The organism is Paraburkholderia sp. USG1 (assembly GCF_031570135.1).
GTDB lineage: Bacteria > Pseudomonadota > Gammaproteobacteria > Burkholderiales > Burkholderiaceae > Paraburkholderia > Paraburkholderia dioscoreae.
In genome coordinates, this window is record NZ_JAMWXW010000008.1 from 1 (window position 1) to 25657 (window position 25657).

Consider the following 25657-nt stretch of genomic DNA (forward strand, 5'->3'; position numbering starts at 1 on the left):
GGTCAATCAATTCCTTCGGAATCGACGGCAACGCCGTCTGGGCCTCGGTGGCCGTCTTCGGTTTGCGTGGCATACATGCTCCTTGAGCTACATGTTATGCCTTACACACAAAATTTATGACAGGCCCCAAACCGCGCGTGAGCGGCAGAGTATGGCCGACTGCTGCCCCACGCCAAACAACCTGAAAACCGACATTCATCGCGATCACCGTTAAACGAGGAACGACCGCTTTGGCCGGATATTACGCATAGCCTCTCCGCTAGGTTTCGGGTTCCTCCCCGAGCCGTTTACGATAACGAACAACACGTACATCCTCCGCAAAAACTCACCCTAAAGAATACTACCCAGCCCCTTCACAAACCTCCCCACCGCCCCCTCAACATCATGCAGCTTATCCAACCCAAACAACCCAATCCGAAAGGTCTTAAAATCCTGCGGCTCATCACATTGAAGCGGAACCCCAGCCGCGATCTGCAACCCGGCATCAGCGAACTTCTTCCCAGACCGTATCCCATCATCATCGGTATAACTAACAACAACACCCGGCGCCTCAAACCCCTCAGCCGCCACGCTCCTAAACCCCTTATCCGCAAGAACTGACCGAACCCGCCTCCCAAGCTCAACCTGCTCCGCCCTCACCTTATCGAAGCCATAAGCCTCAGTCTCCCTCATAACATCACGCAACGTCGCAAGCCCGTCCGTGGGCATCGTCGCGTGGTACGCGAATCCACCGTTCTCGTAGGTTTCCATGATCTGCAACCACTTGCGAAGATCACAAGCGAAGCTAGTGCTAGTCGTCCCTTCGATTCTTTCACGAGCAAGCTCACTAAGCATAACCAGCCCGCAACAAGGCGACGCGCTCCATCCCTTCTGCGGCGCGCTGAGCAGGACATCGACGCCGCTCGCCTTCATATCGACCCAGACCGTACCGGACGCAATGCAATCCAGTACGAACATACCGTCGACGGCATGCACAGCGTCGGCCACCGCACGCAAATAAGCGTCCGGCAGCATGATCCCGGATGCGGTTTCGACATGCGGCGCAAAGACCAGATCCGGCTTGTTTTCCCTGATCGCAGCGACCACCTCTTCGATCGGCGGCGGTGCATAGGCGGCCTGTCTGCCTTGTTCGACCGGGCGCGCCTTCAGCACGATCGATTCAGACGGAATGCCGCCCATGTCGAAAATCTGCGTCCAGCGATAACTGAACCAGCCATTGCGGATGACAAGACATTTCCTGTTCGTTGCGAACTGCCGGGCAACGGCTTCCATGCCGAAAGTCCCGCTGCCGGGGACGACAACGGCCGACTTCGCGTTGTAGACCTTCTTCAGAGAATTGGAAATATCGCGCATGACTCCTTGAAAGAGCTGCGACATATGATTGAGTGATCGGTCGGTGTAAACGACTGAATATTCGAGGAGCCCCTCGCGGTCGACATCGGGAAGTAAGCCTGGCACGTTTGTCTCCGGTTATGGACGAATATAAGTTTCTACAACAGATTCTAACGAAAGCCACCTGAGGCTGCGGCAAAGGATGTGATGTCGGCCCTTAGCGCCGGCCGCCGCTAAGCCTGAGCGAAAAACCCGCCTGACTTGATGGAAAGAACCAGGCCGTCGGTTTGAACCATCGCCATGCCCTCCACAGGCCGACTTCAACTTGGAACTATACTGGGACACCTGGAGGTGCCAATGGCCGATCACGAAAAACCGCATCCACTACGCCCGTTCCTGAAAAACTGGATTTGGGAGCATGGACGAATCGGCACTCGCTATCTGGACTGCGTCGATGGCGAGATCAAGTTCGACGAAGGCAAGAAATCGCATTTCGCAGCCGAGAAATACACCTACGTGCCCGTTGGTAAGGACGCTCAAGACGATGCATCCAAGGATAGTCCCGCGATCCAGGAAGCGGGACTCGCCCGATTTCTGCGAGCCGCGCAGTTGGGAACGCCAGCGGAAGCCGGTTCTGTAGCGGAGGTTCAACGCGCCGTGCAGGACTGCATCGAACTCGGCCTGTTCAGCGCATATCAACATGCGGCTCGTGAGGCATTGGCCCGCTACGCGGAAGAACCCATGTTCGAGGACGAGATCCGCGCGGCCGTTGTCGACGATATCCGGCGCATCTACGCCGGCATGCCGGAACAACTGGCGCTGTACGATTTCAGCGTGCTTTACGGCTTGCCCACACCGCTGCTGATCAGCGAGTCGCCCTTCATCGACTGGCGCGTGCGCATCAGCCCTGCACTCCCGTTTGTATCGCTTCCGCTGGGACCTTACTGCCTGCTCGTGGGCGCGCCGTCGGGCAGGCAGAGTCGCGTCGGCTCGGTGGTCTGGAAGGCCGCCTCCGCGCTGGGCCCGCTGAAGGACCATAACCGCCAGATCGCGGAGCACGCACGTCTGTGGCTGGTGGCGACGACTGATGATCAACTCGTCTCGGCGCAGGGCCGCATTGCCGCGACCGCGGGCTCCAGGCCAGAGGAGGCTAAGCGCTAAGCGCCCGGCAAACATCGGCGGCGAGGGAGTACTGGTGTGATGACGAACGCGAGCTGCTGCGCGCGCCGCGGTCGGCTCTAAGGGTTTGTACTTATTTCCACAACATTGTTTTGTTTTGCAGATACTTAATTGCGAGCGGCCCCCGGCCTAGACTGCAATCACTGAAACGCAAACGGGTGTTTGCGGACAAACAAAGTCTGGAGGTAAGCATCATGAAACTCGTTCAATCGCTCATCGTCGCAGCTGCTCTTGCAATTCCCGCCGTGTCGTCTTTTGCCCAATCGAACGACGCGGTCGCTCCGACCAATGTTCAGGCCGCACAAACTAGCCGTGGCGGCGTCGCTGACGGTACTTCAGCGTCAGGCAGCCATCCTCACCTGCGTTCGTTCGGCACCGCTGTGTCCCACCTGGAACATAAAATTCAAGGCTCCATTCGCCCCGATCCGAATGATGGAATGAAGCCCGTATTTTTCGGTGGCGCGTAAATCGACCGGATTGATTACAGTCTCGTGCCGCTGATTGGGCGGTGTGCAGACGTCGCTGGTCTGTTGAGGGAATAACGTTAAAACGCGCAGATTTATCTGCGCGTTTTCGCTTTCTGGAATCCGCCGCAGGGTTGTTGCGCTGAGTGACGGGTTTCGAGCGGATAGACCGACATCAACGGGTACGACCCGAGCCCGACGATTATCCGCACTGGTCTCGTTTCCCTGCTTGCTTTCAGCTGCGAGCTCAGGCGTGCGCGCGGGTTTGGCGCGCGGCCAGCCTCAGATGCTCGACACCATCGGCAAACGAGAACGTCACTTGCTGGCCAGAACAGCACGTTAAACGATACGATGCATGTCTGACCCGAAGAACACGCACGTTCGCGAAACCCGGGTCTGCAACTCAACTGATCTACCGAGCTCTTGACCTTGACTATCCATATTCGTCCCGCTCACGCAGCCGACGCCGCATTGATTCTTCGCTTCATCACCGAACTCGCGGTGTACGAAAAGGCGGAGCACGAAGTCGTCGCATCCGTGAAGGACATCGAAGCGAGTCTGTTTTCCGCAAGCGCCAGTGCGAAGGCGCTGATCTGCGAGATGAACGGCGAGCCCATCGGCTTTTGTGTCTACTTTTTTTCGTATTCGACCTGGCTCGGCAAACAGGGGCTTTATCTGGAAGACCTGTATGTGTCGCCGGCATCGCGCGGCAGCGGCGCGGGCAAACAGATGCTGCGCCACCTCGCGCGCATTGCGTGCGACACCGGTTGCGGCCGCTTCGAATGGAGCGTGCTCGACTGGAACGAATCGGCCATCGGCTTCTACGAATCGATCGGCGCAAGCGCGCAAAGCGAATGGGTGCGCTATCGGTTGGCGGGAGATGCGCTCAAGAAGTTTGCGGAGGGTGAAGCGTAAGCAGCGCGTTAGTTCGTCTGGGCCTCACTCATCCACCGCGCCATTCGCCACGGCGTTCACCTCGAACGCGTCGCCGGTGGCAAAGAACGTCCCGCCTGCCACATAGTGGCAGGTGCGCAAGTCCGGATCGTCGCCGAAATGCCAGCGGTTATTCGAGTACACGCGGCTATCCGCATACGCGGCGACAACTTCGCCGATGATCAGATCGTGACGCTGGCTATCGTCCGGAATCACCTTGCACTCCATCCACGTGATACACCCCGCGAGCATGGGCACGTCGATCTGTTGCGCGGGGAACGTCTCCAGGCCGAAGGCGGAGAACTTGTCGAGCTCGGTGCCCGCACTCGTGCCCACCGCCAACGTCTGCGCGGCGAATCCACGGCTCGGCAGTTGCAGTCCGAATACGCCGCTCGCTTCGATCAGTTGCCGCGTGAGGGTGCGGCTGTCCACAACCACGACCACCTTCGGCGGATTGAAGTCGAGCGGCATTGCCCATGACGCCGCCATCACGTTCGACCGGCCACCGTACGCACTGGTAATGATCGTGACCGGTCCATGATTGAGTAACTGCGTGGCCCGCGGCAACGCCACGGGTTCTCGGGTGACTTTCATACGTATGTTCCGCGTCAGATGAATGAGAGCGATTGTAGCGTTGGGGCTCGATGCGCGCTGCGCGTGCCATTCCCGTCGATCCAGGCGAGAATGAAACACCATCAAGCTCGTTGGAGAGGCCGTGCCCGTCGTCCGCCTGCATAACGCTGATAACCACATCGCCGTATTCGGCGAAGCAGCTCTCGCCGCCGCGCTCACGAGCTGACACGCAATGTTCACCGAATACATCGTCAAATGGAATCTGCGGCAGGACGGCGAGCCGATTCGCACGCATAGCAGCCGGCTGCTGCCCGTGCGCCAGAACGGCGTACCGGCAATGCTGAAAATCGCGCAGGAACCCGAAGAGAAATCCGGCGCGCGGTTGATGGTGTGGTGGGACGGCGAAGGCGCGGCCCGCGTACTTGCGCACGATAAAGACGCACTACTGCTCGAACGCGCGCAAAACAGTCACGCGCTGGCAGACCTGTCACGCACCGGCAACAGCGATGCCGACGACCGCGCCATCGACATTCTCTGCGCCACCGCGGCGCGGCTTCACGCGTCGCGAAGCAAGGCGCTGCCCGATCTGACCGGTTTGCCGCGCTGGTTTGCGAGTCTGCGGCCCGCCGGGCAAAACTACGGCGGCTGGTTGCAGGACAGCGCGACCGTCGCGCAAGCGCTGCTTGCCGCACCGCAAGACCCGGTGGTGTTGCACGGCGACATCCATCACGGGAACGTACTCGATTTCGGCCCGCGCGGCTGGCTGGCCATCGATCCGAAAGGTCTCTACGGCGAACGCGGATTCGACTACGCGAACATTTTCTGCAATCCCGACGAAGAGGTGGCGTTGATACCGGGATGGTTCGAGCGTCGCGTCGAACGGGTCGCGCGGATTGCAGGGCTCGACCGGCACCGTTTGCTGCAATGGATACTGGCGTGGTCCGGTTTGTCCGCGGCGTGGATTCTCGAAACGGGCGAGATGCCGGACATCGATACAGAAATCGGCAGACTGGCTGCCGGGGCGCTCAAGCGCACGTAAGGCAAATCAGGGCGGCAACCCGCGAGCCGCCGCCCGGCGTCCCTCAGTGGGGCGCTTTACCGTTGGGTATGGCGTCCAGTGGTTTGTGCTGTTCTTCGCCGAGTCCGGGGAAGAACGCGTTCCACGCGGCGCGCACGCCTTGGGCGGCGGTGGCCTCGGCGCCGATCGACTCGGCTTCGCCATCGCCGGCTTTCGATGGATCAGCGGACAAGCCGCGCCAGTGCGTAAACACGAGCAACGGTTTCTCGGTCCATGCGCCGTCGCCAAACTTTGCAAAAGCCGTGTCCCCGCTCGTCAATTGCACCTCATACCAGCCTTCACGGACGGGCGTGTGGGCCGCAAGCTCAAACCACGGGGTCGGTTCGATTTCCTTCATGTCGTCTCCGTTCGGATAAATCGTCATAGATAACTACAACAAAGGCATTCTTCATGCCGAGGCCAACCACGGCCTGCGGGCGCACGCCGCAAGGAAGCGCCTCGGGAGCACCGCATGTCACGCGATGTTGCAGTGCGGCGCGCGCGGCATGAGTTGCGGGCGATCCGTCGATCTCGCACACCTCGAAATCGCCGCGCATAAGCGACACGATAGCGCGACATGGGCCGCGCGGACAAACGCAAAAGTTATACGCGAAGCGTCGCGGCCGGCGCCGCGGTGCGCCGGCGCTTCGGCTTGCCGTCCATCTCGCCCGCGAGCCCGGCCAGCGCATGCACAGCGGGCGCAAGTTGCTCGGCCGGCGTATTGCCGTAACCGATCACCAATCCATTGGTCTCGGCGCGCGGCTGCAACGCGAAGCCGGACAGCGCGCGCGGATTGAGCCCTTTGGCAAGCGCGTGTTCAGTGAGGACTCGATCGTCGATGCGAGCCGGCAGGCGCAGCGTCAAATGCATGCCGCAATTCCCACCAAGGATTTGCGACGCCGCGAAATGCGCGGTCAGCGCGTCGCGCAACGCCTGCTGGCGCTCGCGATACAGGCGCCGCATGCGCCCCAGATGGCGCCCGAACTCGCCGCTCTCGATGAAATGCGCAAGCGCCAGTTGCTCCAGCCGGTGCCCGCCGCGCAGCATCTCCTGCAAAGCGACAGCGGTATGCACGGCGATCGCGCGCGGCAGCACCACGAAACCGGTGCGCAGCGCGGGAAACATCGTCTTGCTGAACGAGCCGACGTACAACACCGGCGCGTCCTCGACCAGCCCTTGCATGCTGGCGATCGGCTCGCCGGTGTGGCGGAACTCGCCGTCGTAATCGTCCTCGATCAGCCACGCGCCGCTCTGCCGCGCCTGCGCGATCAATTCCAGGCGGCGCGCCACGGACAGCACCGAACCCGTCGGATACTGATGCGCGGGCGATGTGTAGATCAGCCTGGGCGGCTGCGTGCGCCACGCGTCGGCCGGCACTGCCATGCCTTCGGCGTCGACGGGCATGGGCAGCGTGGTCAGGTCGCCCTGATTGAACGCGGCCTTCGCGCCGCGATAACCGGGATCCTCGACCCACGCGACCTCGCCGGGATTGGTGAAGAGTCGCACGCACAGGTTCAGCGCCTCCTGCGCGCCCTCGGTGATCACCACCTGCGAGCCTTCGCAGCGCACTCCACGGGCCATGCGAAGGTGCGCGGCGATCGCGTCGCGCAACGCCGGCTCGCCGGCCGGCGTGCCGTAGCCGAGCGCGAGGGGCAACGTGCGCTCCATCGAGCGTTCGAGCGCGCGCCGCCACGCAGTCACCGGAAAGCGGTCCAGCGCCGGCGTGCCCGGCGTCAGCGGCAAGGTGTTGTCGGCGTAGCTGAGCGTAGCCGCGAACTGCCCGACGCGCGCGGCGTAGGCCACGTCCGGCACGGCAGGCTGCGCTTGCGGCTCGCCACGCGCGGACGGGCTGGAGAGCGGACTCACGCGCGTGCCCCGCTGGTCGGCAACCACGTAACCGACCGCGGCCAGATGCTCGTATGCGATCACCACCGTATTGCGCGACACGCCCATTTCCGCCGCCAGCAACCGTGACGAAGGCAGCAGCGATCCGGCCGGCAAACGCCCGGCGAGAATCGCCCGCTGCAAGCGCTCGATCAACTGTTTTTGCAGCGGCTCAGGCTTCGCACTGCTGCCGGCGGCTGCCGATCGTAGCGGGCTGGTGAGCGGGCCAATGATCTCGATCATCGTGGCTGGATCTATCAAATGGGTTAGCGATGGATCTTTTTAACATACCACGTTTGCCGTATCGTTCTCCATCAACGACGATCATTCGCAACCGAGAGGAGAAGAGCCATGCAACCCAGACGCAACGCGTTCGAGCAGCCGATCGGCGCCCCCGTGCCGGGCTGGAACGGCGCTCAGGCGCCCGGCCGCGAGCCGCTGGTGGGGCGCTATTGCCGGATCGAGCCGGTGGACGTGGAGCGTCATGCCGAGGACTTGTACGAGGCGTACAGCGCCGCCGCCGATGGTCGCGACTGGACCTATCTGACAGTGGGTCCGTTCGAGAGTCTCGCCGCCTATCGCGAGCATCTGACGCGCGCCGCCGCGTCCACCGATCCGCTCCACTACGCCGTAATCGATCTGGCGACCGGCAAGGCAGTCGGCACGCTGGCGCTGATGCGCATCGACCGCACCAACGGCGTGATCGAAGTCGGCCACGTTACGTATTCGCCGCGGCTGAAGCGCACGCGCATCGCCACCGAGGCGATGTTCCTGCTGATGACGCAAGTGTTCGACAAACTGGGCTATCGGCGCTTCGAATGGAAATGCGATTCGCTGAACGGTCCGTCGCGCGCGGCGGCCTTACGCTACGGGTTCACGTTCGAAGGGATCTTCCGGCAGGCGATCGTCTATCGCGAGCGCAATCGCGATACTGCGTGGTTTTCAGTCATCGACAGCGAATGGCCCGCGCTGCGGTCCAGCTATGAGCGCTGGCTCGATGCCGGCAACTTCGATGCGCAAGGCCAGCAGGTTGAACGGCTGGCGGATCTGATCGCACAGCAGCGGGCAGCGGCGAGCAACGACGCGTAATAGGGCGCGTGTCGAGCCGGCCGGCAAACGGCTAGCTCGACGCAATCGGGCCGTAACAAGCCGCGTCGCCCGTCGCGCGGCGGCTCAGACCGCGGGTGCCGGGCGACGCAGCACGATGGTCGGTTTGCCTTTGTACGTGGTGCGAAGTTGCTCCCGATAACCGCACTTGTGGGCAACCCGCAGCGACGGCAGGTTTTCCGGCGCGACGATACAGGCCGTTTCGCCGCCCGGCCATTGCTGATCGGCCCACTCCAGCGCGGCACGCACGGCTTCGGTTGCGTAGCCGTGGCCATGCACGGCCGGGTCCAGTGCCCAGCCGACCTCAGGCGTTCCCATCAATGACGGCTCGATCTCGCGATGGTAGTCGGCAAAGCCGACTTCGCCGAGAAAGCGGCCGCTCTGTTTGTCCCGCACGACCCAATAGCCATAGCCGAGCATCGTCCAATGTCCCGCGTAGCGCAGCAGACGCGCCCAGACTTCTTCGCGCGTAAAGGGCTTGCCGCCGATGTAGCGGATCACCTCGGGATCGGACCACATCGCGTAGCTATCGAGGAAATCGTCGAGCGTGTGCGGACGCAGGGACAGGCGCGGGGTGGTGAGGAGCGGGGGACGGGTGGACATTGCGTAGGAGCGGATAGTGGTTGGAGTGGCCCGGCAAGCAGTGCGCTCGATGATCGCAGATTTTTTCCGCGTGAGGGGCGTGGCCAAATTCCTGATCGCGCACGCCCCAAGCTATGGCAGGAGAGGAGACTTCGCCATACACTCCCCGGTACGTCTGCGCAACCGGGTCGGCGCGATAAGCGCATCGATACGGGTCGCGCGCCTCGCGCATCGTTGCGCCGCTCACCACGCTCCGCCGATGAAACTCCGCCCGCGCTACCTCACCGCGCTGATCGTCAACGTCGCCCTGCCCTGGCTCGTGTACCGGCTCGCCTTCCCGCACTGGGGCCACCTCGGCGCGCTGGCTGCATCGGCGCTGCCGCTGCTCGCGTGGATGAGCTGGGAGCTGCTGCGCTATCGCCATTTCGACGCGCTCAGCGCGCTCGTGCTGGTCGGCATCGTGCTCTCGCTGCTGGCAATGAGCATCAGCCTCGCCGGCAACACCCGGCTGCGAGCGATCGAAGAACCGATGGTATCCGGCATGGTCGGCGTGTCGTTCCTGGTATCGCTCGCGCTGCCGCGGCCACTGGTGTTTTATCTCGCCCGCTCGACCATGTCACGCGAGGATTATCGTAGCGTCGAGAGCTTCGAGCGGCATTGGCGCGAGCGGCCCACGCTCGTCGCCTATATCCGCCTGATGACGCTCGTGTGGGGCATCGGCATGACGGGCGAGAATGTCCTGCGCAGTCTGATCGTCTGGCAATGGCCCGGCGACCCGCGCTCAGCCATCGCCTCGAATGTGCTGAGGTACGGCGTCTATGCCGGCCTGACGGCCTGGACTTTCTGGTGCCGCCGGCTCATCAAACGCGACGCGCTGCGCTATCCGGACGACACCGTGAGCGAGGCAAACCACCTCGCCAGTTGACCAGCACCACCTTCACGCCAGTTCGAGAAAACGCGCCAGACAAGGATTGCGATTCGCCGGCGACCAGGCCAGCACCTGCTCGATCAACGGCGCATCGACCAGCGGCCGGAACACCACGCCCGCGAGCTGCGCCTTGCGCATCGACGCCGGCACGAGCGCCACGCCCACCCCTTCGTCGACGAGACTCAGCACCGTTTGCTGCAACTGCACTTCGAAGCGTATGTCGGGTTCGAAGCCGCCGGAGCGGCAATGTTCGAGGATCGTCGCGCGCAAAATGGGTGCTACTTCCGCCGACGCGAGCACGAACGGCTCGCCCGCCAGTTGCGCGATCTTCAGGCGCCGCGCCCGGGCGCGTGGATGGCTGCGCGACAGCGCGACACACAAAGGCTCGCTGACAATCGTGCGCGTGGCGAGCCCTTTGTCCGGCACGTTGGGGAACATGATGGCCGCGTCGATGTGGCCGGCGAGCACCTGTTCGGCGAGATCGTTCGAGACGACCTCGCGGAGGTTCAGCGCGACTTCGGGAAACGCGGCACCGAAGGCCCGCGCATAGCCCGGCACGGCGCTATACGCCGCACACATTGTGAAGCCGATGGCGAGCTTGCCCGCATCGCCCTGCGCGGCGGCTTGCGCGTTACTGACCGCCTGTTCGACGGCGGCGAGAATCGCCTTCGCGTCGGCGTAAAAGCGCTCGCCCGCGGCGGTCAAGGTGACGCTGCGGGGACTGCGTTCGACCAGCGTCACGCCGACGCTCGCCTCCAGCGCCGCCAGTTGCCGGCTCAACGGCGGCTGCGACAGGTTCAGACGCGCCGCCGCCCGGCCGAAATGGCGCGTCTCGGCAAGCGTCACGAAGTAGCGCAGCGGCTTGATATCGATCACGATGCACTCACGCGAAAACGACAATGCAAAAAAGGTATTATCGGGTGCGAAAAACAGTATTGGATTGTATCAACGCCAGTCATTAAGCTGGCGGATTGCCATTTTTTTCCGAAATTTTCCCGCGTCGATGTTAGCCACCCTCGAGATTCTGCTTCCCGTCTTCGGCCTGATTTTCGCGGGTTTTGCATGCCGCCGGCGTAACGTGCTCGGGCCGAACTCGGCGTCGGAACTGAACCGCTTCGTGGTCTGGCTGGCATTGCCGGCGTTGCTGTTCGACATCATGGCGCACGCCACCTGGCAGCAGCTCTATCAACCGGCCTTCGTCGCCACATTTTCGATTGCGTGCGTCAGCGTGTTCGTGCTGATTCTCGCGCTGCGCCTGATAAACGGCCGGCATCTCGCCGATGCGAGCGTGGATGCGATCGCGGCCTCGTATCCGAACACCGGTTACATCGGCTTCCCGCTGGGCGTGATCGCGTTCGGTCCGGCCAGTCTGACGCCGACCACGATCGCCACGATCCTCGTCGCCTGCGTGCTGTTCGCGTTTGCGATCGTGCTGATCGAGGTGGGCCTGCAGAGCGAGCGCACGCCGCATAAGCTGGCTCTGAAAGTGCTGGGATCGCTGGCGCGCAATCCGCTGATCGTGTCGCCGATTGTGGGCGTGCTGTTTGCCAGTCTGCATGTCGCGATGCCGGCCAGCGTCGAGACTTTCCTGAAGCTGCTGGGCGGCGCGGCGAGCCCGTGCGCGCTGGTGAGCCTCGGCCTGTTCCTCGCGGAAAAACGCCCGTCGGAGGCTGGCGCTCGCGGCATTTCCTGGTTGCTGACCGGCGTCAAGCTGCTGGTGCAGCCGGCGCTGACGTGGTGGTTCGCGGCGCGCGTATTCGGACTCCCGCCCACACTGGTCGAAATGGCGGTCGTCCTGGCCGCGCTGCCCACCGGCACCGGCCCGTTCATGCTCGCCGAGTTCTACGAACGTGAAGCGCACATCACCTCGCGGACGATCCTGCTGTCGACCGTGGGCTCGATCGCGACCCTGTCGTTGCTGTTGCTGCTGATGGGCCATCGAACCTGAGCGCATCTGAGCGCGCCGGCCGGCGCGCGAGTATCCGGCGGCGCGCGCCTCGCGTTATGCTTCGAACACGGACCGCCGCGGTCCGCGACCTTCTCGCGCGAAGCCCGAACCGACCCGCCGTGCCCAAAGCCCGCCCACCCGAACTCCACGACGACGCCGACGCCCGTTCGCTCGCGCGGCACTATCCGCGCGGGCTGCGCATCGACCCGCATTCGCACACGTGGGCGCAGGTGCTGTATGCGGTATCGGGCGTGATGTGGGTGGAAGTCGGCCGCGAAGCGCTGGTCGTGCCGCCGCAACGCGCGGTCTGGCTGCCGGCCGGCACGCTGCACTCCATCCACATGATGAGCGAAGTGGAAATGCGCAACCTCTACCTTCACGAGCGCAACGTCGGCCATCTGAGCCGGCGCAGCGACGTGTTCGAGGTGAACGGCCTGCTGCGCGAACTGATCACCTCGATCGCGGAATACGAAGGCACCGGCGCGCGCAATCAAACCTATCTGGACACCGCCTACCGTCTCGCCATGCTGGAACTCGGGCACGCGCCGCGTTCGTCGCTGCGCATCGCACTGCCCGATGCTTCGGACCGGCGGCTCGAAGCGCTATGCCGCGCGGTGATCGACAATCCGTCGATCACGATCAGTTTCGAGCAGCATGCGGCATCGGTCGGAGCGAGCGTGCGGACGCTGGCGCGACTCTTCACACGGGAGCTGGGCGTCGGCTTTGCCGAATGGCGCCGCCAGGTGCAACTGGCGGTCGCCGTTTCCTGTCTCGCCGAGGGACGCCCGGTGAGCAGCATCGCGCGCTCGCTCGGTTTTCAGCCGAGCAGCTTCAGCGACATGTTCCGGCGCGAACTGGGCGCGCCGCCGACCGGCTTCGATCCGGGCGGCACGCTGAGCGAAGCGGCTTACGCCGTCTCGCCCGAACCGGTGAAAAGCAGTCTTCGCTGATCACCTGTGCAGTCCGTAGCACCGAGCACAATCCGCACCGCCACGCGCGCGAGGGATCACCAAACCGCCTTGTCCGAAATTCGAAAGTCTTTGTCCTAATGCCTTAGTGCCGGTCATCTAGACTAGGTTTCACCAGCTGCGCGAAACAGCCCTGAATCCAGCAAGGAGCGACATACAATGAAAGCCATCCAGTTCAAATCTTTTGGCAGCCCCGAGGTGCTCGAACACCTGGATCTGCCGATGCCGCAAGCCGATGCGGACAACGTCGTGGTACAGGTCAAAGCGGCCTCGGTGAATCCGAGCGACGTCAAGAACGTCTCCGGGCATTTCGGACACACGGTCCTACCCCGCACGCCGGGGCGCGACTTCAGCGGCGTGGTGGTGGACGGCCCGCAAACATGGCTCGGCGCGGAAGTGTGGGGCACGGGCGGCGACATCGGCTTCACGCGCGACGGCACACATGCCGAATTCATCAAGGTGCCGCTCGCGGCACTCTCGCGCAAACCCAGAACGCTGAGCCACGCCGAAGCCTCCGCGATCGGCGTGAACTTCGTGGTCGCGTGGCTCGGCACGGTCGAGTACGCGCACCTGCAAGCGGGCGAAACCATCGCGGTGATCGGCGCGGGCGGCGGCGTGGGCGGCGCGGTGGTCCAGATCGCCAAGGCACGCGGCGCCCGTGTGATCGCCGTGGACCGTCATCCGCTCGACGCGGATACGCCGGCGGGCCGCCTGATCGACGACTACGTGCCGTTCGACGAAAACGTCACCGATCGCTTGAGGGCGCTGACCGGCGGCGCTGGTGCGGACGTGGTGTACGACACAGTCGGCGGCGTGGCCTTCGAGACCGCATTGAGCCTCGTCAAGCGACGCGGCCGCGTGCTGGAAATCAGCGCGACCGGCAAGCGCCGCGTCGAATTCGATCTGATCGACTTCTATCACAACGAGACCCAACTGCTCGGCGTGGATAGCGCGAAGCTCGGCGTTGCGGACTCGGCGCCGTTGATGACGGCGCTGGTCGAGGGCTTCGAAACCGGCAAGCTGACCGGACCGGTCATCGCGCAGGCCTTCCCGCTCGAACGTGCTCGCGAAGCGTACGACGCCGTTGCCGCCGGCACGCGCGGCCGGGTCGTGATCACGATGTAATCGCCGTCGCGATTGGCAGGCGTGGCGGCCCGCTTTTTTACGAGGCGTCTCACCAGGGTACAACAGTCATGAAAGCGTATTTGATCTCGCTGGCCGCCGGTGTGGTGGTCGGCCTTCTCTACAGCGTGATGGAAGTGAAATCGCCCGCTCCGCCGACCATCGCGCTGGTCGGACTGCTCGGTATGCTGGGCGGCGAACATGTGATTCCGTTGGTGCGCACGTGGCTGGCGTCGGGCATTCATTGACACGCTGCATGCCGCCGCGCGTCGTTCGCGTTGAGCTCAGCGCGTTGATCAAAAGAGCCAACGCGACCGCGTCTTCAGGCTCTCCAGGCCGTCACCTTTTCTGTCACCGTGCGCCGCACGCTAAGATTGAGCCCCGACGGGCCCGTGCGCCGTCCGGGAACGACAAGAAAAGCTTTGCCTCGGAGAATCAGATGCCTGAAGAATACGAAGTACATGGTCCGCACGACCATGCCGTGGAACACGCGGGCCATCATGACGCGGATCCGTTCGCGAGCCGCATGGCCGTGATCACGGCCATCCTCGCGACGATCGGCGCGCTGTGCGCCTATCAGAGCGGCAACAGCGAAAACCTCGCGCTGTACTACAAGAACGAGGCCGCCATCAGGAAGACCGAAGCGTCGAACCAGTGGAACTATTACCAGGCGAAGGGCGAGAAGGAAAATCTCGCTGAACTCGGCGCCGCGCTGTCCGCCGGCAACGCGGATGCGCACGCGAAATTCCTCGCCGACGTCGACAAGTACAAGCAGCAGAAAGAGCCGATCCGCGCGAAGGCTGAAGCGATCGAAAAGGAAGTCGTGGATAACGACGCCAGAAGTGAAGCGCTCCTGCACGGCCACCATCGCTGGGCGCAGGCCACCACGCTGATTCAGGTGGCGATCGCCCTGTGCGCGATCACGTTGCTGACCCGCAAGAAATGGCTGCGCAATCTCTCGTTCGTGGTGGCGGGAGCCGGCGTGATCACCGGCGCCCTGGCGTTTTTCTCGGCTTGATGGATGCTTGATGGATGAGTGTTAATACTGTTTTGCACGCCATCCCGCCCCGATCAACGCGGGCATTAAATAGATAAGCGCCGCGCGGCTTCATGACATAAATTAAGGATGCCGTATTACTGTTCTCGCTTCCACGGCGAGCACCGCATCCGGCACGATCTGTCATGGAGGAATCGCTGTGAGAGAAACTACTGAATTGTCAGGCGAGGTGGCGGCCGCCAACCTCGAGGAAAGCATTCTCCTTCCCCAACTCGGCTGCCCCGCGGGCAAGGTCGGCATAGCGGTCGGCGATATGCTGGAGCGCTCGAATCGCGCGGTTATCGCAACGTCGTTCGATCTGCTCGATCTGCACGCAAACGAGCGTGTTCTCGAAGTTGGCCTCGGCAACGGCGGCCATATCGCCTACGTGCTCGGTCAGGCCGCGCGGTTGCGCTTCACCGGTATCGACCTGTCGCCCACCATGATCGCCGTCGCTCGTTGCCGCAACGCGGCTTTCGTGCGCGACGGCCAGGTCAGACTCGAAACGGCGGATGTCGTCGCCATGCCATTCGCAGCCGCCTCGTTCGACAAGGCAGTCACGATCAACAGCACCTATTTCTGGTCCGACCTGACGGCCGGCCTGGCGGAAATTCGTCGTGTGTTGCAGGTGGATGGCACGCTGGTAATCGCGGCCATCACGCCAGAGGCCGCCATCGAGATGCCTTTCGCCGAGTACGGCTTCACCGTGCATGACGCAGCGGCACTGGAGGCCGCCTGCGTGGCCGCGGGATTCGATCGGATCGGCATTACCCGCTATGTCGAGCCGCTCGGCGACCCGCCGCAAGCGTATGGCCCGCGTGAGTTTTATCTGCTGCGGGCGTGCGCCGTCTGACACGGCGTTCTGCGCTTGCATCGCATGCCGTCAATCTCGATGCGCAATGCCGCGCGCGTTCGAGCAACAACTCGCGCTCGCGCGCATTGCGCGTCATGCCGGCAGCGCGTTCGAATTCCGCACGCGCCTCTTCCTCGCGGCCGAGTTTCGCCAGCAGGTCGCCGCGCACGCTCGGCAGCCAGTGGTAGTTCGCGAGCGCGGCGTCGGCTGCCAGCACGTCGACAATCTCCAGACCCGCAGCCGGACCGCATGCCATGCCGACCGCTACCGCGCGGTTCAGCTCGACCACCGGCGAAGGCGCCACCTGTGACAGCGCGTCATACAACGCCACGATCTGCACCCAGTCGGTGTCGTCCGCACGACGCGCACGGGCGTGGCAGGCCGCGAGCGCCGCCTGCAGCGCGTAGGGGCCGCTCGCGCCGCCCAATGCATGCGCGCTGTCGAGCGCGGCGAGCCCACGGCGGATCAGCAGCGGATCCCAGCGGCCGCGATCCTGATCGAGCAGCAGCACGGGGCGGCCCTGCGCATCCGTGCGTGCATGCGTGCGCGACGCCTGAATCTCCATCAGCGCGACGAGGCCGTGCGCTTCGCTTTCATCGGGCACGAGACCGCTCAGCACGCGGCCAAGCCGCAGCGCTTCCTCGCATAGCGCCGGACGCATCCAGTCGTCGCCGGCAGTGGCCGAATAGCCTTCGTTGAAAATCAGATAGATGACATGCAGCACCGAGGCGAGCCGTGGCGCGCGCGCATCCGCCTGGGGCACCTCGAACGGCACCCTGGCCGCCGAGAGCGTGCGCTTGGCCCGCACGATTCGCTGCGCGATGGTCGGCTCAGGCACGAGAAACGCGCGCGCGATTTCTTCCGTGGTGAGGCCGCCTAGCAGGCGCAGGGTGAGCGCGACGCGCGCGTCGGCGGACAACACCGGATGGCACGCGGTGAACACGAGTCGCAGCAGGTCGTCGCCGATATCGTCGGCGCGGGCGGCATCGAGGGTATCGACGAAATCGGGCACGAGATGAGCCTCCCGCGCGTCGAGATCGTGACCCAACTCCTGATGCTTGCGAGCATGCAGCGCCTCCTGGCGCAAGCGGTCGAGAGCACGGTTCTTTGCGGTCGCCATCAGCCACGCTCCCGGATTGTCGGGCACGCCCGCATCGGGCCAATGCTCGAGCGCGGCCACCAGGGCGTCTTGCGCCAGCTCTTCGGCGAGCTCCACGTCGCGCACGATTCGCGCGGCGTGGGCGATGACCTTGGCGGATTCGATCCGCCAGACTGCCTCGATGGCACGGTGAGTGACTGTCGTGGTCACAGCCTCAGCCCGCCGCCCTGGCGTTCGGATCCATGTAGATGAGCTCCCAGATGTGGCCGTCGATATCCTCGAAGCCGTGCCCGTACATGAAACCATAATCCTGCGGCGCGCGCGGGACCGTGCCGCCGGCGGCGAGCGCCCTGGCGACCAGCGCATCCACCTCCTGCCGGCTTTCGCACGACAGGCCCACCAGCGCTTCCGTGCTCTCCTTCGGGTCGCACAGCGACTTGCGCGTGAACGACTTGAACAGCTCCTTGACCAGCAACATCGCGTAGATGCTTTCCCCGAGGATCAGGCAGGCCGCCTGCCCGTTCGTGAATCGCGGCTCGAAGCTCAACCCGATCGCGCTAAAAAAGGCCTTCGACCGTTCGAGATCGTCCACCGCGAGATTGACGTAGATCTGCTTATGCATGATGCAGTCCGTTGATGAGGTTGTAGCCGGACGGCTTCAGCGCACCACGCCCAGTGCGTCGCGCCGCTTCAGCCGCCGTGCGCCGCGTTCAGCGGAGTTCCGGTCGGTCGCGCCTCAGCGCTTGCCCGCTTCCAGTTCGCGGAACCGGTCCAACTCGGGGCCGGGTTCGAAGTTGTCGAGTTCGAACAACTGACGCACTTCGATTTCGCCGTCGGCTTGCTCGCCAAAAGGCGCCGGAAAGCGCCGCGCCCATTCCACGGCTTCTTCACGCGAGCGCACCTGGATTAGCGTATAGCCGGCAATCAGCTCTTTGGTTTCAGCAAACGGTCCGTCCACGACCGAGCGCTGGCCGCCGCTGTAGCGAACGCGCCAGCCTTTCGAGCTCGGTTGCAGGCCGGTGGCGTCGAGCAGCACGCCGGCTTTGGCCAGTTCTTCGTGATAGGCGCCCATCGCGGCCATGAGGGACGCTTCCGGCATCTCGCCGGCTTCGCTGGCAGCCGTTGCTTTTACGAGGATCATGAATCGCATCGCCGTTACTCCTTTTTGTTGTGAGACGGAAAGCCGCGCACGTTGCTGGACTTCTTACTCACACGACGAACAATGCGCTGGCGGATCGACAAGCGCGTCGATCCGCCAGGGAAAACCCCGAGAACACATGCTGTGGATGCGCGAACCGGCTAGGCGAAACAAGGCCCGAGCTTGCGGACTTCGACCGTGCACCACGTTGCCGCGGGGCAGGCCTGCGCGATTGCCACGGCTTCTTCGCGGCTCTCGCAATTGAGCAGGAAGAATCCGCCGACCATTTCCTTGGCTTCGGCGAAGGGGCCGTCGAGCAGCTTCGGCTGGCCGTCGCGGACCTGTACGCGCACGGCGTCGCTAGAGGACGTAAGCGATTCGACCGCGAGCAGTTTGCCGCGCGCTTTCAGATCGGCGGCGAAACGGACCATCTGGTCGTAAACTTCGCGGCCCGCAGTTTCACCGCGTTCAATGCGCTGATTCGGGGGTTCGACAATGAGCAGCATATAAGACATGGCGTCTCCGATTTGATCGCGCCGCAGACGTGAACGCCCTGGAAGCGTAAGAGGCAAAAATCGCGCTCGCGGTGAGTTGGCGAGAGGCAGTCTAACAAGCATGAAAGACTCCGGCAAACCTGATCCGGCGCTGGCGAGGCACTCAGCCAGACGCCTTACGGAGACCCGTAATATCCGCGCGGCATAGTCAATGTTTTTTTACCGCGCGACACGATAGTGCCGTGTTGAAGTATTCTCCCTTCGCGCTAAAGATGCGTCGTGAAAATGCCGTTTTATCGTTTTAGCAGGCGCGGGGAATCAGCTTTCAATTTAACGACGCCGCACGATTCGGATCGTGCGCAATCATCGGCAAAAGCTGCCGGCCATCTATAACCATTCACAAGCAATCGAATAATCAAAGCGTCGGGGAAATTCATGCATCGATCGTTAGTGCGCAGCAGCGTTGCCGCCGCTGTGGCGTTTGCCTTTTTCCAACTCAGCGGTTGTGGAGGCGGCGGCTCCGGTTCGGGATCGTCGAACCCGCCTGCCGTTACGGCGACCGCAGTCGGCGGGACCGTGGCCGCGGGCAGCGCCCTGGTCGGCGCGAACGTCACGCTGATCGATGCGACCGGCGCGCAGGCCACCGCGACCACCAACGCGCAAGGCGCGTACTCGATCCCGGTGAAGGGCATGACCGCACCGTTCCTGATCATCGCGAGCGACGCCGCCCGTCTGTCCGCCCCGCTCGTCTCGGTGCTCGCGCAGTTGCCGACCGGCACCGCGCCGGCTGTCGTCAACGTCACCACGCTGACCACCGCGATTACGGCGATGCTCACGGCCTCGGGCAACCCGCTCGACCTTGCGTCGACCGCGGCGCTGACCAAGGTCACATTGCCCGCCGTGCAGATCGCGACCATCACGCTCGACACGATGCTGGCGAACATCCTCGCGCAGAACGGCTTGCAGTTGGCCGGCTTCGATCCCATCGGCGTAGCGTTCACACCGAACCATACCGGCGCGGACGCGGTCATCGACACGGTATCGCTCGTCACGTCCGCTAACGGTGGCTTATCGCTGCTGTCGAATGCCGCGCCGGGCATGACCGTGGCGCTGAACAACAAGACCGCGCAATCGGTAACGCTCGCCGCGCCGCCAGTGGCCGCGAATTATCTGGCCCCGCTCGCGACGCTGCTCACCGCCTGCGCGGCAAACGGCACGCTCAACACGTCGTGCTCGCCGGCCATCGACGCCACGTATCTGGAAAACGGCTCGACCGATCTCGCCGTCGGCCACGGCGTGACGGACGCGGCCTTGACCGGCGCCGTCTTCGGATCGCCGAAGACGCTAGCCTTCTTCACGCGCAACGGCAAACAGCTGGCGCTCGTGCAATTGCCGTTCACGCTCGCGAGCGGCACAGCGGCCGGCGTGCTCTACAGCATCGCGCAACAACGCGCGACGCCCGTCACGCTAGCCGACGGCACGCAGCTTGACTGGGATCTGATCGGCAATCAGTCGCAATTCGCGGTGTCGATCGACTCGCAGATCGCGCGGCGGACTTTCCTCGATTCGAGACTGAGCGACGTGAACCGTTATGAGTCGGGCCTCACGATCGCGATCCCGACCGCGTCGAATCCCACGGTTTATTCGGCCTCCGTCACCGGCCCCGGTCTCGCCGCGCCGGTCTGGCTGATGCAGCGCGATACCGTGGGCAGCAACACGCTGGGTCTCTCAGACGCAGTTCTGAACGCCGCGCCGGTGTCGCCTGCCACGACCAGCAGCAACACGTCGCTGTACCGCTGGTCATGGCAATCGCTTTCGTCGACGGCGAACTTCACGGCGCCTGCCGCGAGCGGCTATTACTCGCCGCAATCAATCGATGCGAGCGGCGTGCCGCTCTATTCGACCTACACGGTGACGTTCTACGACAGGAATGGCGCGCAACTCGGCCAGTCGTCGATCATCAATCCAGGTAGCCCGCTGAGCGCGGCGGCTGGCAGCTCGGTCGCATGGCCGACGCTGCTGCCGGATTTCGCGACTGAATTCCTGACGCCGGCCGGCTCGCTCGCGGGCACTCAGTACGCGATGAGCGTGACGTGGTCGAGCCTCGTGAACGGACGGGATCTCGCGTATCCGGTGACGTCCGTGCAGATTCAGGCAACCGGTCTGACGGCCTTGGGTTCGGTAACGGAAGTGGACGGCTTTTCTGTCGGCGCGCCGAACAACACTACGTTCGGCCAGTATCAAACGACGGTGAGCGCAAGCGTCGATTCGCTCGGCGTGGTGACTTGCTCGAATTGCCCATTCCCACCGCTGATCTCGGGGAATTCGCGGCTCGTGCAATTGAGCGGCGGGCAGAACGGGATCGCGTTCTACGACATTACGAAGTACAACGATTAGCGCCACGCAACGGCGCATCTGCTCGGCTGAACGAAAAAACGCCCCACGTGGGGCGTTTCATTTGTGTGCCGGAGAAAGGCGAAACCCGTGCGGGCGACTCAGACCACGGCTTCCGCAATTGCCTGAACCTGCGCGGACCTCATCAATCCCTCTATCATCCTGGCTTCCGCGCTCGCAATCTCGCTCAACGATGCCACGCTCAGCTGGCCGTCGAGAATCGCCAGCGCCGTGCACAGGCGGGCGTATTCGCCATCTTGCAGTGCCCATGCGCCTTCGCCGTGTTCACGCGTGTCGATCTGAACCATCGCCGCATGCGCACTTTCGATGTCTGACAGCACGTCCTCGCCGAGGCCGAGCCGCGCGAGCTCTTGCGACACCAGCAAATGCCGGCTCAAGGTCATGTGCAGATTCCGCGAGCCGTGGCCGTGCCGGAATGCATCGAGGGCGGTATAGCACTGCAGAAGCATCGCCGACGTAACCGGCTCATGGGCAGTGCGGCTATAGGTCAACGCGCGCAACAGCGGAGACATGGCCGACTGGTTGTGCCTGCGGACTCGCGATTTACTGGACATATCGGTTCAAACTCCTTCTCTAGCTTTCGGCTTCGCCACCGGATGCGTTTGCTCTACGGTGGCAAACGCCGCCGATACGCCGGCGGCTTGACAGGCCCTAATGTGAGTCTGTGCAGCCATCATGGCAAGCAACTATTAAGACAGACTTAAACTACATCAAGTCCCGTTCATGTGCAGCGTCTCACACCACGCGGCCGGCCGGGTGTCGAATATTCACCGACAAAACCGCAAAACGCGATGCAACGCCCGCATATCGGCTCGAACCCGCCAATTGCAAGTCGTGCCGCGCAACGAGACAAAAAAAACCCTGTTCCCGCGAAGGAACAGGGCCGGACAGGATGGAACAGTCGTACTCGCGCGTGGATGCTTGCCGACTTTTACCCACCACAAACTATCAGAGCTGCTACTTGAACTACATCTGCAAAGCTGTTGTTACTTGAACTGCCACTGCATCACAACCTGGTCCCTCGCCTTCAACATCACCTGGCTGCAACCCCCTGCTGATTCACGCGCTAATTGCATGGATCGCGCGCTATTCGCATTGCTTCTACTACCTACTGCGTTACTGCTCCGCCGCGTTCGACAACCGCGGCAAACTGCCATCAACGGTACGGTTCAAAACAACGCGGGGGAAGACCGCGTCGATGGGGCTCGGTCATCTGTCGCTCCATGAAAAACAGTGTATGCGCGCACTTGCGAATGCAATTGCGCGAAGCGAGGGGAATTGGCACGCCAGTTTGGCGAATCGGCGTAATAGGCCGATTTCCTCAGACGTGAACGGATGCGCGCTGCGCCGCCCACAGCGATAAATGCGGCTATTTACTGCGCGGAATCGTTGCCGCCGACTTCAGCGGCCGGACCTATAGGAAGTGGATCGAACCGGCAAAAATCGGCAAGGTTCAGCGAGCAGCGGCACCTTCACCGTCGCTTGCTGAATCTCGGGGATGTACGGTTGCACGACGACATATCACGCGAACGCAAACGAAACGCGCGATCGCATCGAGCTGGCTCGTCAACCCCGGGCGGCAAAATCGGCGATCGTCAGCAGCACTTTTTCGCCCGGACGTGCCAGCATTTTTCTTTCCGCCACGGCGGTAATGCGCTTGCGTCCGTCCGCGAACGTCTTCAAGACGCGTTCCTCGCCGGCGTCGCGTTGCAACCAGAAATGCTGTTCCAATGCCTCACGCGTGACGGCGCACTCGAGATCCCGTCCTCGCGTCGAAAGCTGGAAAATCACCGCGCGTCCGTCTGCCGAGACGCTTGGTTCGAGCTCGATAATCTCCATAGCCCACCTCGCAAAGTTCGTTAAGCCGCTCGCCGTGTTGAACGAACGACACCGGAAGAAACTGAATAGCTACGCAAAGCCACAGTGCGCACCTCGCCATGCGGAAAACGTCGTGAACCAGGAATACGGCGGCCGGCGCTCGTGGCAATGCCGCGCGCATGGCAAAGCGCAGACAACCGGTGTCGGGATAAAAGACGAGCGTCATCGCGTCGCCATCAACCCCGTACGTGACAATGTGTGGTTTCGTCGTATGCAGCATGTGTCGTTGTTATGCCAGACCGGCATCGTTGCCTGACGGTTCGGCTTCGAGCCCACACCGCCAGCAATTCGCGGATGAGGCAAAAGCAAAGCACATGCCAATCAACGCAAACCGCGCAGCATGAACCGTAGCGCGCACACCGCAAACAGGCCGCGCCCCGCGTCCGGCGCGCCGCAAACATCGGCCGCGCCTGAGGCGGCGCGCGCGCGAGCATGCGAATCCGCAACCGCGTGGACTGCCCACTTTCGGCATTGGCGCGACCGGTGAACAGTCAGGTCGAAAGGCACAAACATAACCGCGTGGTAAAAAAGCGCTGCTGGCGCGACAATTCACGACCATTCTTACTAGCCGCCGGCACACCGGCAACGTGACCCACATGTCCGTTCAAGAACCTGCTTTCACCCTGCGCCCGGCACTCGACACGGACGAGGCCTTCCTGTTCGATCTGCGCAAGGCGACCATGACGGAGCACCTGGCGCGCGTCGGCGAACCATCGGACGATATCGAGCATCGCGCGCGTCTGCTGCATCGTTATGACACGGCGCGCGTGATTTGCATCGACGGCGAGCCGGCCGGTTTGCTCAAAGCGCATCGCACGGAAGCAGAATGGGTCGTCGTGCAATTGCAGATCACGCCATCGCTTCAAGGGCGCGGCATCGGCGAACGCGCGCTGCAATCGGTGTTGCGCGCCGCGCAAGCCGACGCGTTGCCAGTCACCCTCAAGGTGCTCAAAGGCAATCCCGCGCAGCGCCTGTACGAACGGCTCGGCTTCGAGATCGTCGGCGAAGATGACAGACAGTTTTACATGAGCCGCGCGCCACGCGCGTCGACGGAAATTGAAGCAGAATGAATGTCGGATAAAGACTGATACGCAACGGACCTGTTATGACCTTTCGCGACACCTCCGCCATCGCAAGCTGGCATGCCCACGTGTATTTCGATGCGAGCAGCCGCGACGCCGCCTGGACCTTGCGTGAGCAGATCGAAGCGCGCTGGAGCGGCAAACTGCAACTGGGCCGCTTTCATGAGCGCCCGGTGGGACCGCATCCCATGTGGTCGTATCAGCTCGCGTTCACGCAGGAGCAGTTCGCCGACCTGGTGGGCTGGCTCACGCTGAATCACGGCGCACTGGATATCTTCCTGCACCCGAATACCGGCGACGCGCTCCGCGATCACCGCGACGCAGCCGTATGGATCGGCCATTCACACGAACTGGTACTGAGCGCGCTGAACTGAGCGCCGTGAATGCGACGCGCAGCGAACTGGATAGCACGTCGCCCCTTGCACGTCACATATTCGAATACGAACTGCACCAGCCGCGCGCGGCGACCTGCTTGTCGCCGAACAGCGTGCAACCGCCGTATGCGTCCGTGGCTTTACCCTGGAACAGCGAGCAGTTACCGCAGGTTTGTCCGGCGGCGTAGCCGGAGAATTTCGCTTTGTCGACCTTGGAAGCGTCCTCCTTATAGCCGACGGCTTGCGCCTTCGGATCGCTTTCGCTGAGCGTGTTCGCAGGCTCGGCGAAGGCAGTACGGGCGAGTGCGAGCGCTGAGCCCGCGCTCACGCCCAGCAGCAGAAAATGGCGGCGCGATGTTTTCATATAGGTCCGATTGGGGGTGGGGACTTGCCTCGATCGCGATCAATTGCCGTCAATCGAGAAATCGCGTGAACCGCTCAACCGGTTCGCGCTCGGTGCGCAACGTGTTGACCAGCGCGCCTTCGTCGGCGAAACCGAGCGACATGCCGCACACCAGTTGTTCTTCGGGCGGCAAGCCGAGATGCTCCGCAATCACCCGATGAAACTGCGTAAACGCCGCCTGCGGACAGGTATCGAGACCACGGCCGCGCGCGGCCGTCATGATCGCCTGCAGGAACATGCCGTAGTCGAGCCAGCTGCCGCGCTCCATGACCCGGTCGATGGTAAAGAACAAGCCCACCGGTGCACCGAAGAAGCGGTAGTTCTGAGCATGCTGCTCATGCATGCGCGCCTTGTCGCCCTTCGTGATGCCGAGCAGGCCATACAGATCCCAGCCGATTTTGCGGCGCCGGTCGATGTATGGTGAAACCCATTGATGCGGGTAGTACGGGTACTCTTCCTGGTACAGCGCATCGCGCTGCGGATCGTCGTAAGCGGCAAGCAAGGCCTGCGAAAGACGCGCGAGCGATTCGCCCGTCACCACGTAGACTTTCCACGGCTGCGTATTGGTGCCGGAAGGCGCGCGGCTGGCGGCTTCGAGAATGGCTTCGATATCGGCGCGCGGCACCGGTGTGGGCAGAAAAGCCCGAATGGAACGCCGCGTGATGAGCGCGGTGTCGACGGCGTTAGCGGGTATGGTCATCGGCGAATTCCGGCTGAGCGAGCATGTGGCGGTCTGCGGGAATTCTAGCGCGAGCGCGCACTTGTGCGCTGAGAGGCCGGCAAGCGCTGCCGGGCCTCACCGGCTTTG

The 25657-nt window shown here is 63.1% G+C and carries 31 protein-coding genes; 16 read left to right on the forward strand and 15 right to left on the reverse strand.

Annotation, left to right across the window (positions count from 1 at the left end):
- Window positions 1-330: 330 nt before the first annotated feature.
- Entirely contained in the window at window positions 331-1458 is a 1128-nt protein-coding gene (locus NE850_RS12515; RefSeq protein WP_165189513.1) for an aminotransferase class V-fold PLP-dependent enzyme, read from the reverse strand.
- A gap of 231 nt (window positions 1459-1689) precedes the next feature.
- Here NE850_RS12515 and NE850_RS12520 point away from each other — a divergent pair, with 231 nt between their 5' ends.
- The 3 genes from NE850_RS12520 to NE850_RS12530 all read left to right on the forward strand — a co-directional run bounded on the left by NE850_RS12520 (window position 1690) and on the right by NE850_RS12530 (window position 3890).
- Window positions 1690-2493, forward strand: coding sequence for a hypothetical protein (locus NE850_RS12520; protein ID WP_007178482.1), 804 nt, complete (start codon window positions 1690-1692; stop codon window positions 2491-2493).
- 212 nt (window positions 2494-2705) lie between these two features.
- Window positions 2706-2978, forward strand: a complete 273-nt coding sequence (locus NE850_RS12525; RefSeq protein ID WP_165189515.1) for a hypothetical protein — start codon at window positions 2706-2708, stop codon at window positions 2976-2978.
- 426 nt (window positions 2979-3404) lie between these two features.
- Entirely contained in the window at window positions 3405-3890 is a 486-nt protein-coding gene (locus NE850_RS12530) for a GNAT family N-acetyltransferase (protein ID WP_165189516.1), read from the forward strand.
- A gap of 24 nt (window positions 3891-3914) precedes the next feature.
- On the opposite strand, the gene NE850_RS12535 is transcribed toward NE850_RS12530, so the two are convergent.
- The gene (locus NE850_RS12535; protein ID WP_007178485.1) at window positions 3915-4502 is read right to left on the reverse strand and encodes a flavin reductase family protein; all 588 of its coding nucleotides are present in this window, start codon (window positions 4500-4502) and stop codon (window positions 3915-3917) included.
- Window positions 4503-4713: 211 nt separating this feature from the next.
- Between NE850_RS12535 and NE850_RS12540 the strand changes: the two genes are divergently transcribed.
- Window positions 4714-5520, forward strand: coding sequence for an aminoglycoside phosphotransferase family protein (locus NE850_RS12540; RefSeq protein ID WP_310698819.1), 807 nt, complete (start codon window positions 4714-4716; stop codon window positions 5518-5520).
- Between the two features lie 43 nt (window positions 5521-5563).
- Here NE850_RS12540 and NE850_RS12545 read toward each other — a convergent pair whose 3' ends face one another.
- The 3 genes from NE850_RS12545 to NE850_RS12555 are packed head-to-tail and all read right to left on the reverse strand — an operon-like array spanning window position 5564 to window position 7665.
- The gene (locus NE850_RS12545) at window positions 5564-5896 is read right to left on the reverse strand and encodes a hypothetical protein (RefSeq protein ID WP_007178487.1); all 333 of its coding nucleotides are present in this window, start codon (window positions 5894-5896) and stop codon (window positions 5564-5566) included.
- Window positions 5865-6095: a hypothetical protein gene (locus NE850_RS12550; protein ID WP_232292856.1), complete on the reverse strand. Its 231-nt coding sequence runs from the start codon at window positions 6093-6095 to the stop codon at window positions 5865-5867. Before NE850_RS12550 ends, NE850_RS12545 begins: the two co-directional genes overlap by 32 nt.
- Before the next feature lie 46 nt (window positions 6096-6141).
- On the reverse strand, window positions 6142-7665 hold the full coding sequence (locus NE850_RS12555; protein ID WP_007178488.1) for a PLP-dependent aminotransferase family protein: 1524 nt from the start codon (window positions 7663-7665) through the stop codon (window positions 6142-6144).
- Window positions 7666-7773: 108 nt separating this feature from the next.
- On the opposite strand from NE850_RS12555, the gene NE850_RS12560 reads away from it, so the two are divergent.
- Window positions 7774-8511 carry a GNAT family N-acetyltransferase gene (locus NE850_RS12560; RefSeq protein WP_007178489.1) on the forward strand — a complete coding sequence of 246 codons (738 nt, stop codon included), beginning with the start codon at window positions 7774-7776 and terminating at the stop codon, window positions 8509-8511.
- A gap of 84 nt (window positions 8512-8595) precedes the next feature.
- On the opposite strand, the gene NE850_RS12565 is transcribed toward NE850_RS12560, so the two are convergent.
- Window positions 8596-9132, reverse strand: a complete 537-nt coding sequence (locus NE850_RS12565) for a GNAT family N-acetyltransferase (RefSeq protein WP_007178490.1) — start codon at window positions 9130-9132, stop codon at window positions 8596-8598.
- A gap of 238 nt (window positions 9133-9370) precedes the next feature.
- Between NE850_RS12565 and NE850_RS12570 the strand changes: the two genes are divergently transcribed.
- Complete coding sequence (locus tag NE850_RS12570) at window positions 9371-10036, forward strand: VC0807 family protein (RefSeq protein ID WP_035516841.1); 666 nt, start codon at window positions 9371-9373, stop codon at window positions 10034-10036.
- 12 nt (window positions 10037-10048) lie between these two features.
- Here NE850_RS12570 and NE850_RS12575 read toward each other — a convergent pair whose 3' ends face one another.
- Window positions 10049-10915, reverse strand: a complete 867-nt coding sequence (locus NE850_RS12575) for a LysR family transcriptional regulator (RefSeq protein WP_007178492.1) — start codon at window positions 10913-10915, stop codon at window positions 10049-10051.
- A gap of 127 nt (window positions 10916-11042) precedes the next feature.
- On the opposite strand from NE850_RS12575, the gene NE850_RS12580 reads away from it, so the two are divergent.
- The 6 genes from NE850_RS12580 to NE850_RS12605 all read left to right on the forward strand — a co-directional run bounded on the left by NE850_RS12580 (window position 11043) and on the right by NE850_RS12605 (window position 15966).
- Window positions 11043-11987, forward strand: a complete 945-nt coding sequence (locus NE850_RS12580; RefSeq protein ID WP_007178493.1) for an AEC family transporter — start codon at window positions 11043-11045, stop codon at window positions 11985-11987.
- Between the two features lie 119 nt (window positions 11988-12106).
- Complete coding sequence (locus NE850_RS12585) at window positions 12107-12937, forward strand: helix-turn-helix transcriptional regulator (protein ID WP_310698820.1); 831 nt, start codon at window positions 12107-12109, stop codon at window positions 12935-12937.
- Window positions 12938-13114: 177 nt separating this feature from the next.
- Window positions 13115-14080 (forward strand): zinc-binding alcohol dehydrogenase family protein, encoded by a 966-nt coding sequence (locus NE850_RS12590; RefSeq protein WP_310698821.1) that lies wholly within the window; start codon window positions 13115-13117, stop codon window positions 14078-14080.
- Window positions 14081-14148: 68 nt separating this feature from the next.
- Window positions 14149-14325 carry a DUF1427 family protein gene (locus tag NE850_RS12595; protein WP_007178496.1) on the forward strand — a complete coding sequence of 59 codons (177 nt, stop codon included), beginning with the start codon at window positions 14149-14151 and terminating at the stop codon, window positions 14323-14325.
- A gap of 191 nt (window positions 14326-14516) precedes the next feature.
- Complete coding sequence (locus NE850_RS12600) at window positions 14517-15095, forward strand: DUF4337 domain-containing protein (protein ID WP_007178497.1); 579 nt, start codon at window positions 14517-14519, stop codon at window positions 15093-15095.
- 178 nt (window positions 15096-15273) lie between these two features.
- A complete protein-coding gene (locus NE850_RS12605) occupies window positions 15274-15966 on the forward strand; it encodes a class I SAM-dependent methyltransferase (protein WP_007178498.1) in 693 nt (230 codons plus the stop codon).
- On the opposite strand, the gene NE850_RS12610 is transcribed toward NE850_RS12605, so the two are convergent.
- From NE850_RS12610 to NE850_RS12625, 4 genes are all read right to left on the reverse strand, one after another.
- Entirely contained in the window at window positions 15881-17275 is a 1395-nt protein-coding gene (locus NE850_RS12610) for an RNA polymerase sigma factor (protein WP_310698822.1), read from the reverse strand. The two genes, NE850_RS12605 and NE850_RS12610, sit on opposite strands and share 86 nt — an antisense overlap.
- Window positions 17276-17279: 4 nt before the next feature.
- Complete coding sequence (locus tag NE850_RS12615) at window positions 17280-17687, reverse strand: VOC family protein (RefSeq protein WP_007178500.1); 408 nt, start codon at window positions 17685-17687, stop codon at window positions 17280-17282.
- A 114-nt stretch (window positions 17688-17801) separates the two neighbouring features.
- Complete coding sequence (locus NE850_RS12620) at window positions 17802-18215, reverse strand: YciI family protein (RefSeq protein ID WP_007178501.1); 414 nt, start codon at window positions 18213-18215, stop codon at window positions 17802-17804.
- Window positions 18216-18364: 149 nt separating this feature from the next.
- The gene (locus NE850_RS12625) at window positions 18365-18718 is read right to left on the reverse strand and encodes a YciI family protein (RefSeq protein WP_007178502.1); all 354 of its coding nucleotides are present in this window, start codon (window positions 18716-18718) and stop codon (window positions 18365-18367) included.
- 414 nt (window positions 18719-19132) lie between these two features.
- On the opposite strand from NE850_RS12625, the gene NE850_RS12630 reads away from it, so the two are divergent.
- A complete protein-coding gene (locus tag NE850_RS12630) occupies window positions 19133-21094 on the forward strand; it encodes a hypothetical protein (RefSeq protein ID WP_007178503.1) in 1962 nt (653 codons plus the stop codon).
- A 98-nt stretch (window positions 21095-21192) separates the two neighbouring features.
- Here the strand turns inward: NE850_RS12630 and NE850_RS12635 are convergent, their stop codons facing one another.
- Both NE850_RS12635 and NE850_RS12640 read right to left on the reverse strand, forming a co-directional pair.
- Window positions 21193-21666 (reverse strand): hypothetical protein, encoded by a 474-nt coding sequence (locus NE850_RS12635; protein WP_007178504.1) that lies wholly within the window; start codon window positions 21664-21666, stop codon window positions 21193-21195.
- A 1012-nt stretch (window positions 21667-22678) separates the two neighbouring features.
- Window positions 22679-22951: a DUF1488 domain-containing protein gene (locus NE850_RS12640; protein ID WP_007178505.1), complete on the reverse strand. Its 273-nt coding sequence runs from the start codon at window positions 22949-22951 to the stop codon at window positions 22679-22681.
- 112 nt (window positions 22952-23063) lie between these two features.
- On the opposite strand from NE850_RS12640, the gene NE850_RS12645 reads away from it, so the two are divergent.
- From NE850_RS12645 to NE850_RS12655, 3 genes are all read left to right on the forward strand, one after another.
- Window positions 23064-23246 (forward strand): hypothetical protein, encoded by a 183-nt coding sequence (locus NE850_RS12645; RefSeq protein ID WP_035516845.1) that lies wholly within the window; start codon window positions 23064-23066, stop codon window positions 23244-23246.
- A 340-nt stretch (window positions 23247-23586) separates the two neighbouring features.
- Window positions 23587-24060, forward strand: coding sequence for a GNAT family N-acetyltransferase (locus tag NE850_RS12650; RefSeq protein ID WP_007178506.1), 474 nt, complete (start codon window positions 23587-23589; stop codon window positions 24058-24060).
- A gap of 35 nt (window positions 24061-24095) precedes the next feature.
- Window positions 24096-24446: a DOPA 4,5-dioxygenase family protein gene (locus tag NE850_RS12655; protein WP_007178507.1), complete on the forward strand. Its 351-nt coding sequence runs from the start codon at window positions 24096-24098 to the stop codon at window positions 24444-24446.
- Between the two features lie 52 nt (window positions 24447-24498).
- Here the strand turns inward: NE850_RS12655 and NE850_RS12660 are convergent, their stop codons facing one another.
- Complete coding sequence (locus NE850_RS12660) at window positions 24499-24810, reverse strand: high-potential iron-sulfur protein (RefSeq protein WP_007178508.1); 312 nt, start codon at window positions 24808-24810, stop codon at window positions 24499-24501.
- Between the two features lie 49 nt (window positions 24811-24859).
- Entirely contained in the window at window positions 24860-25549 is a 690-nt protein-coding gene (locus NE850_RS12665) for a nitroreductase (protein ID WP_007178509.1), read from the reverse strand.
- Window positions 25550-25657: the final 108 nt, after the last annotated feature.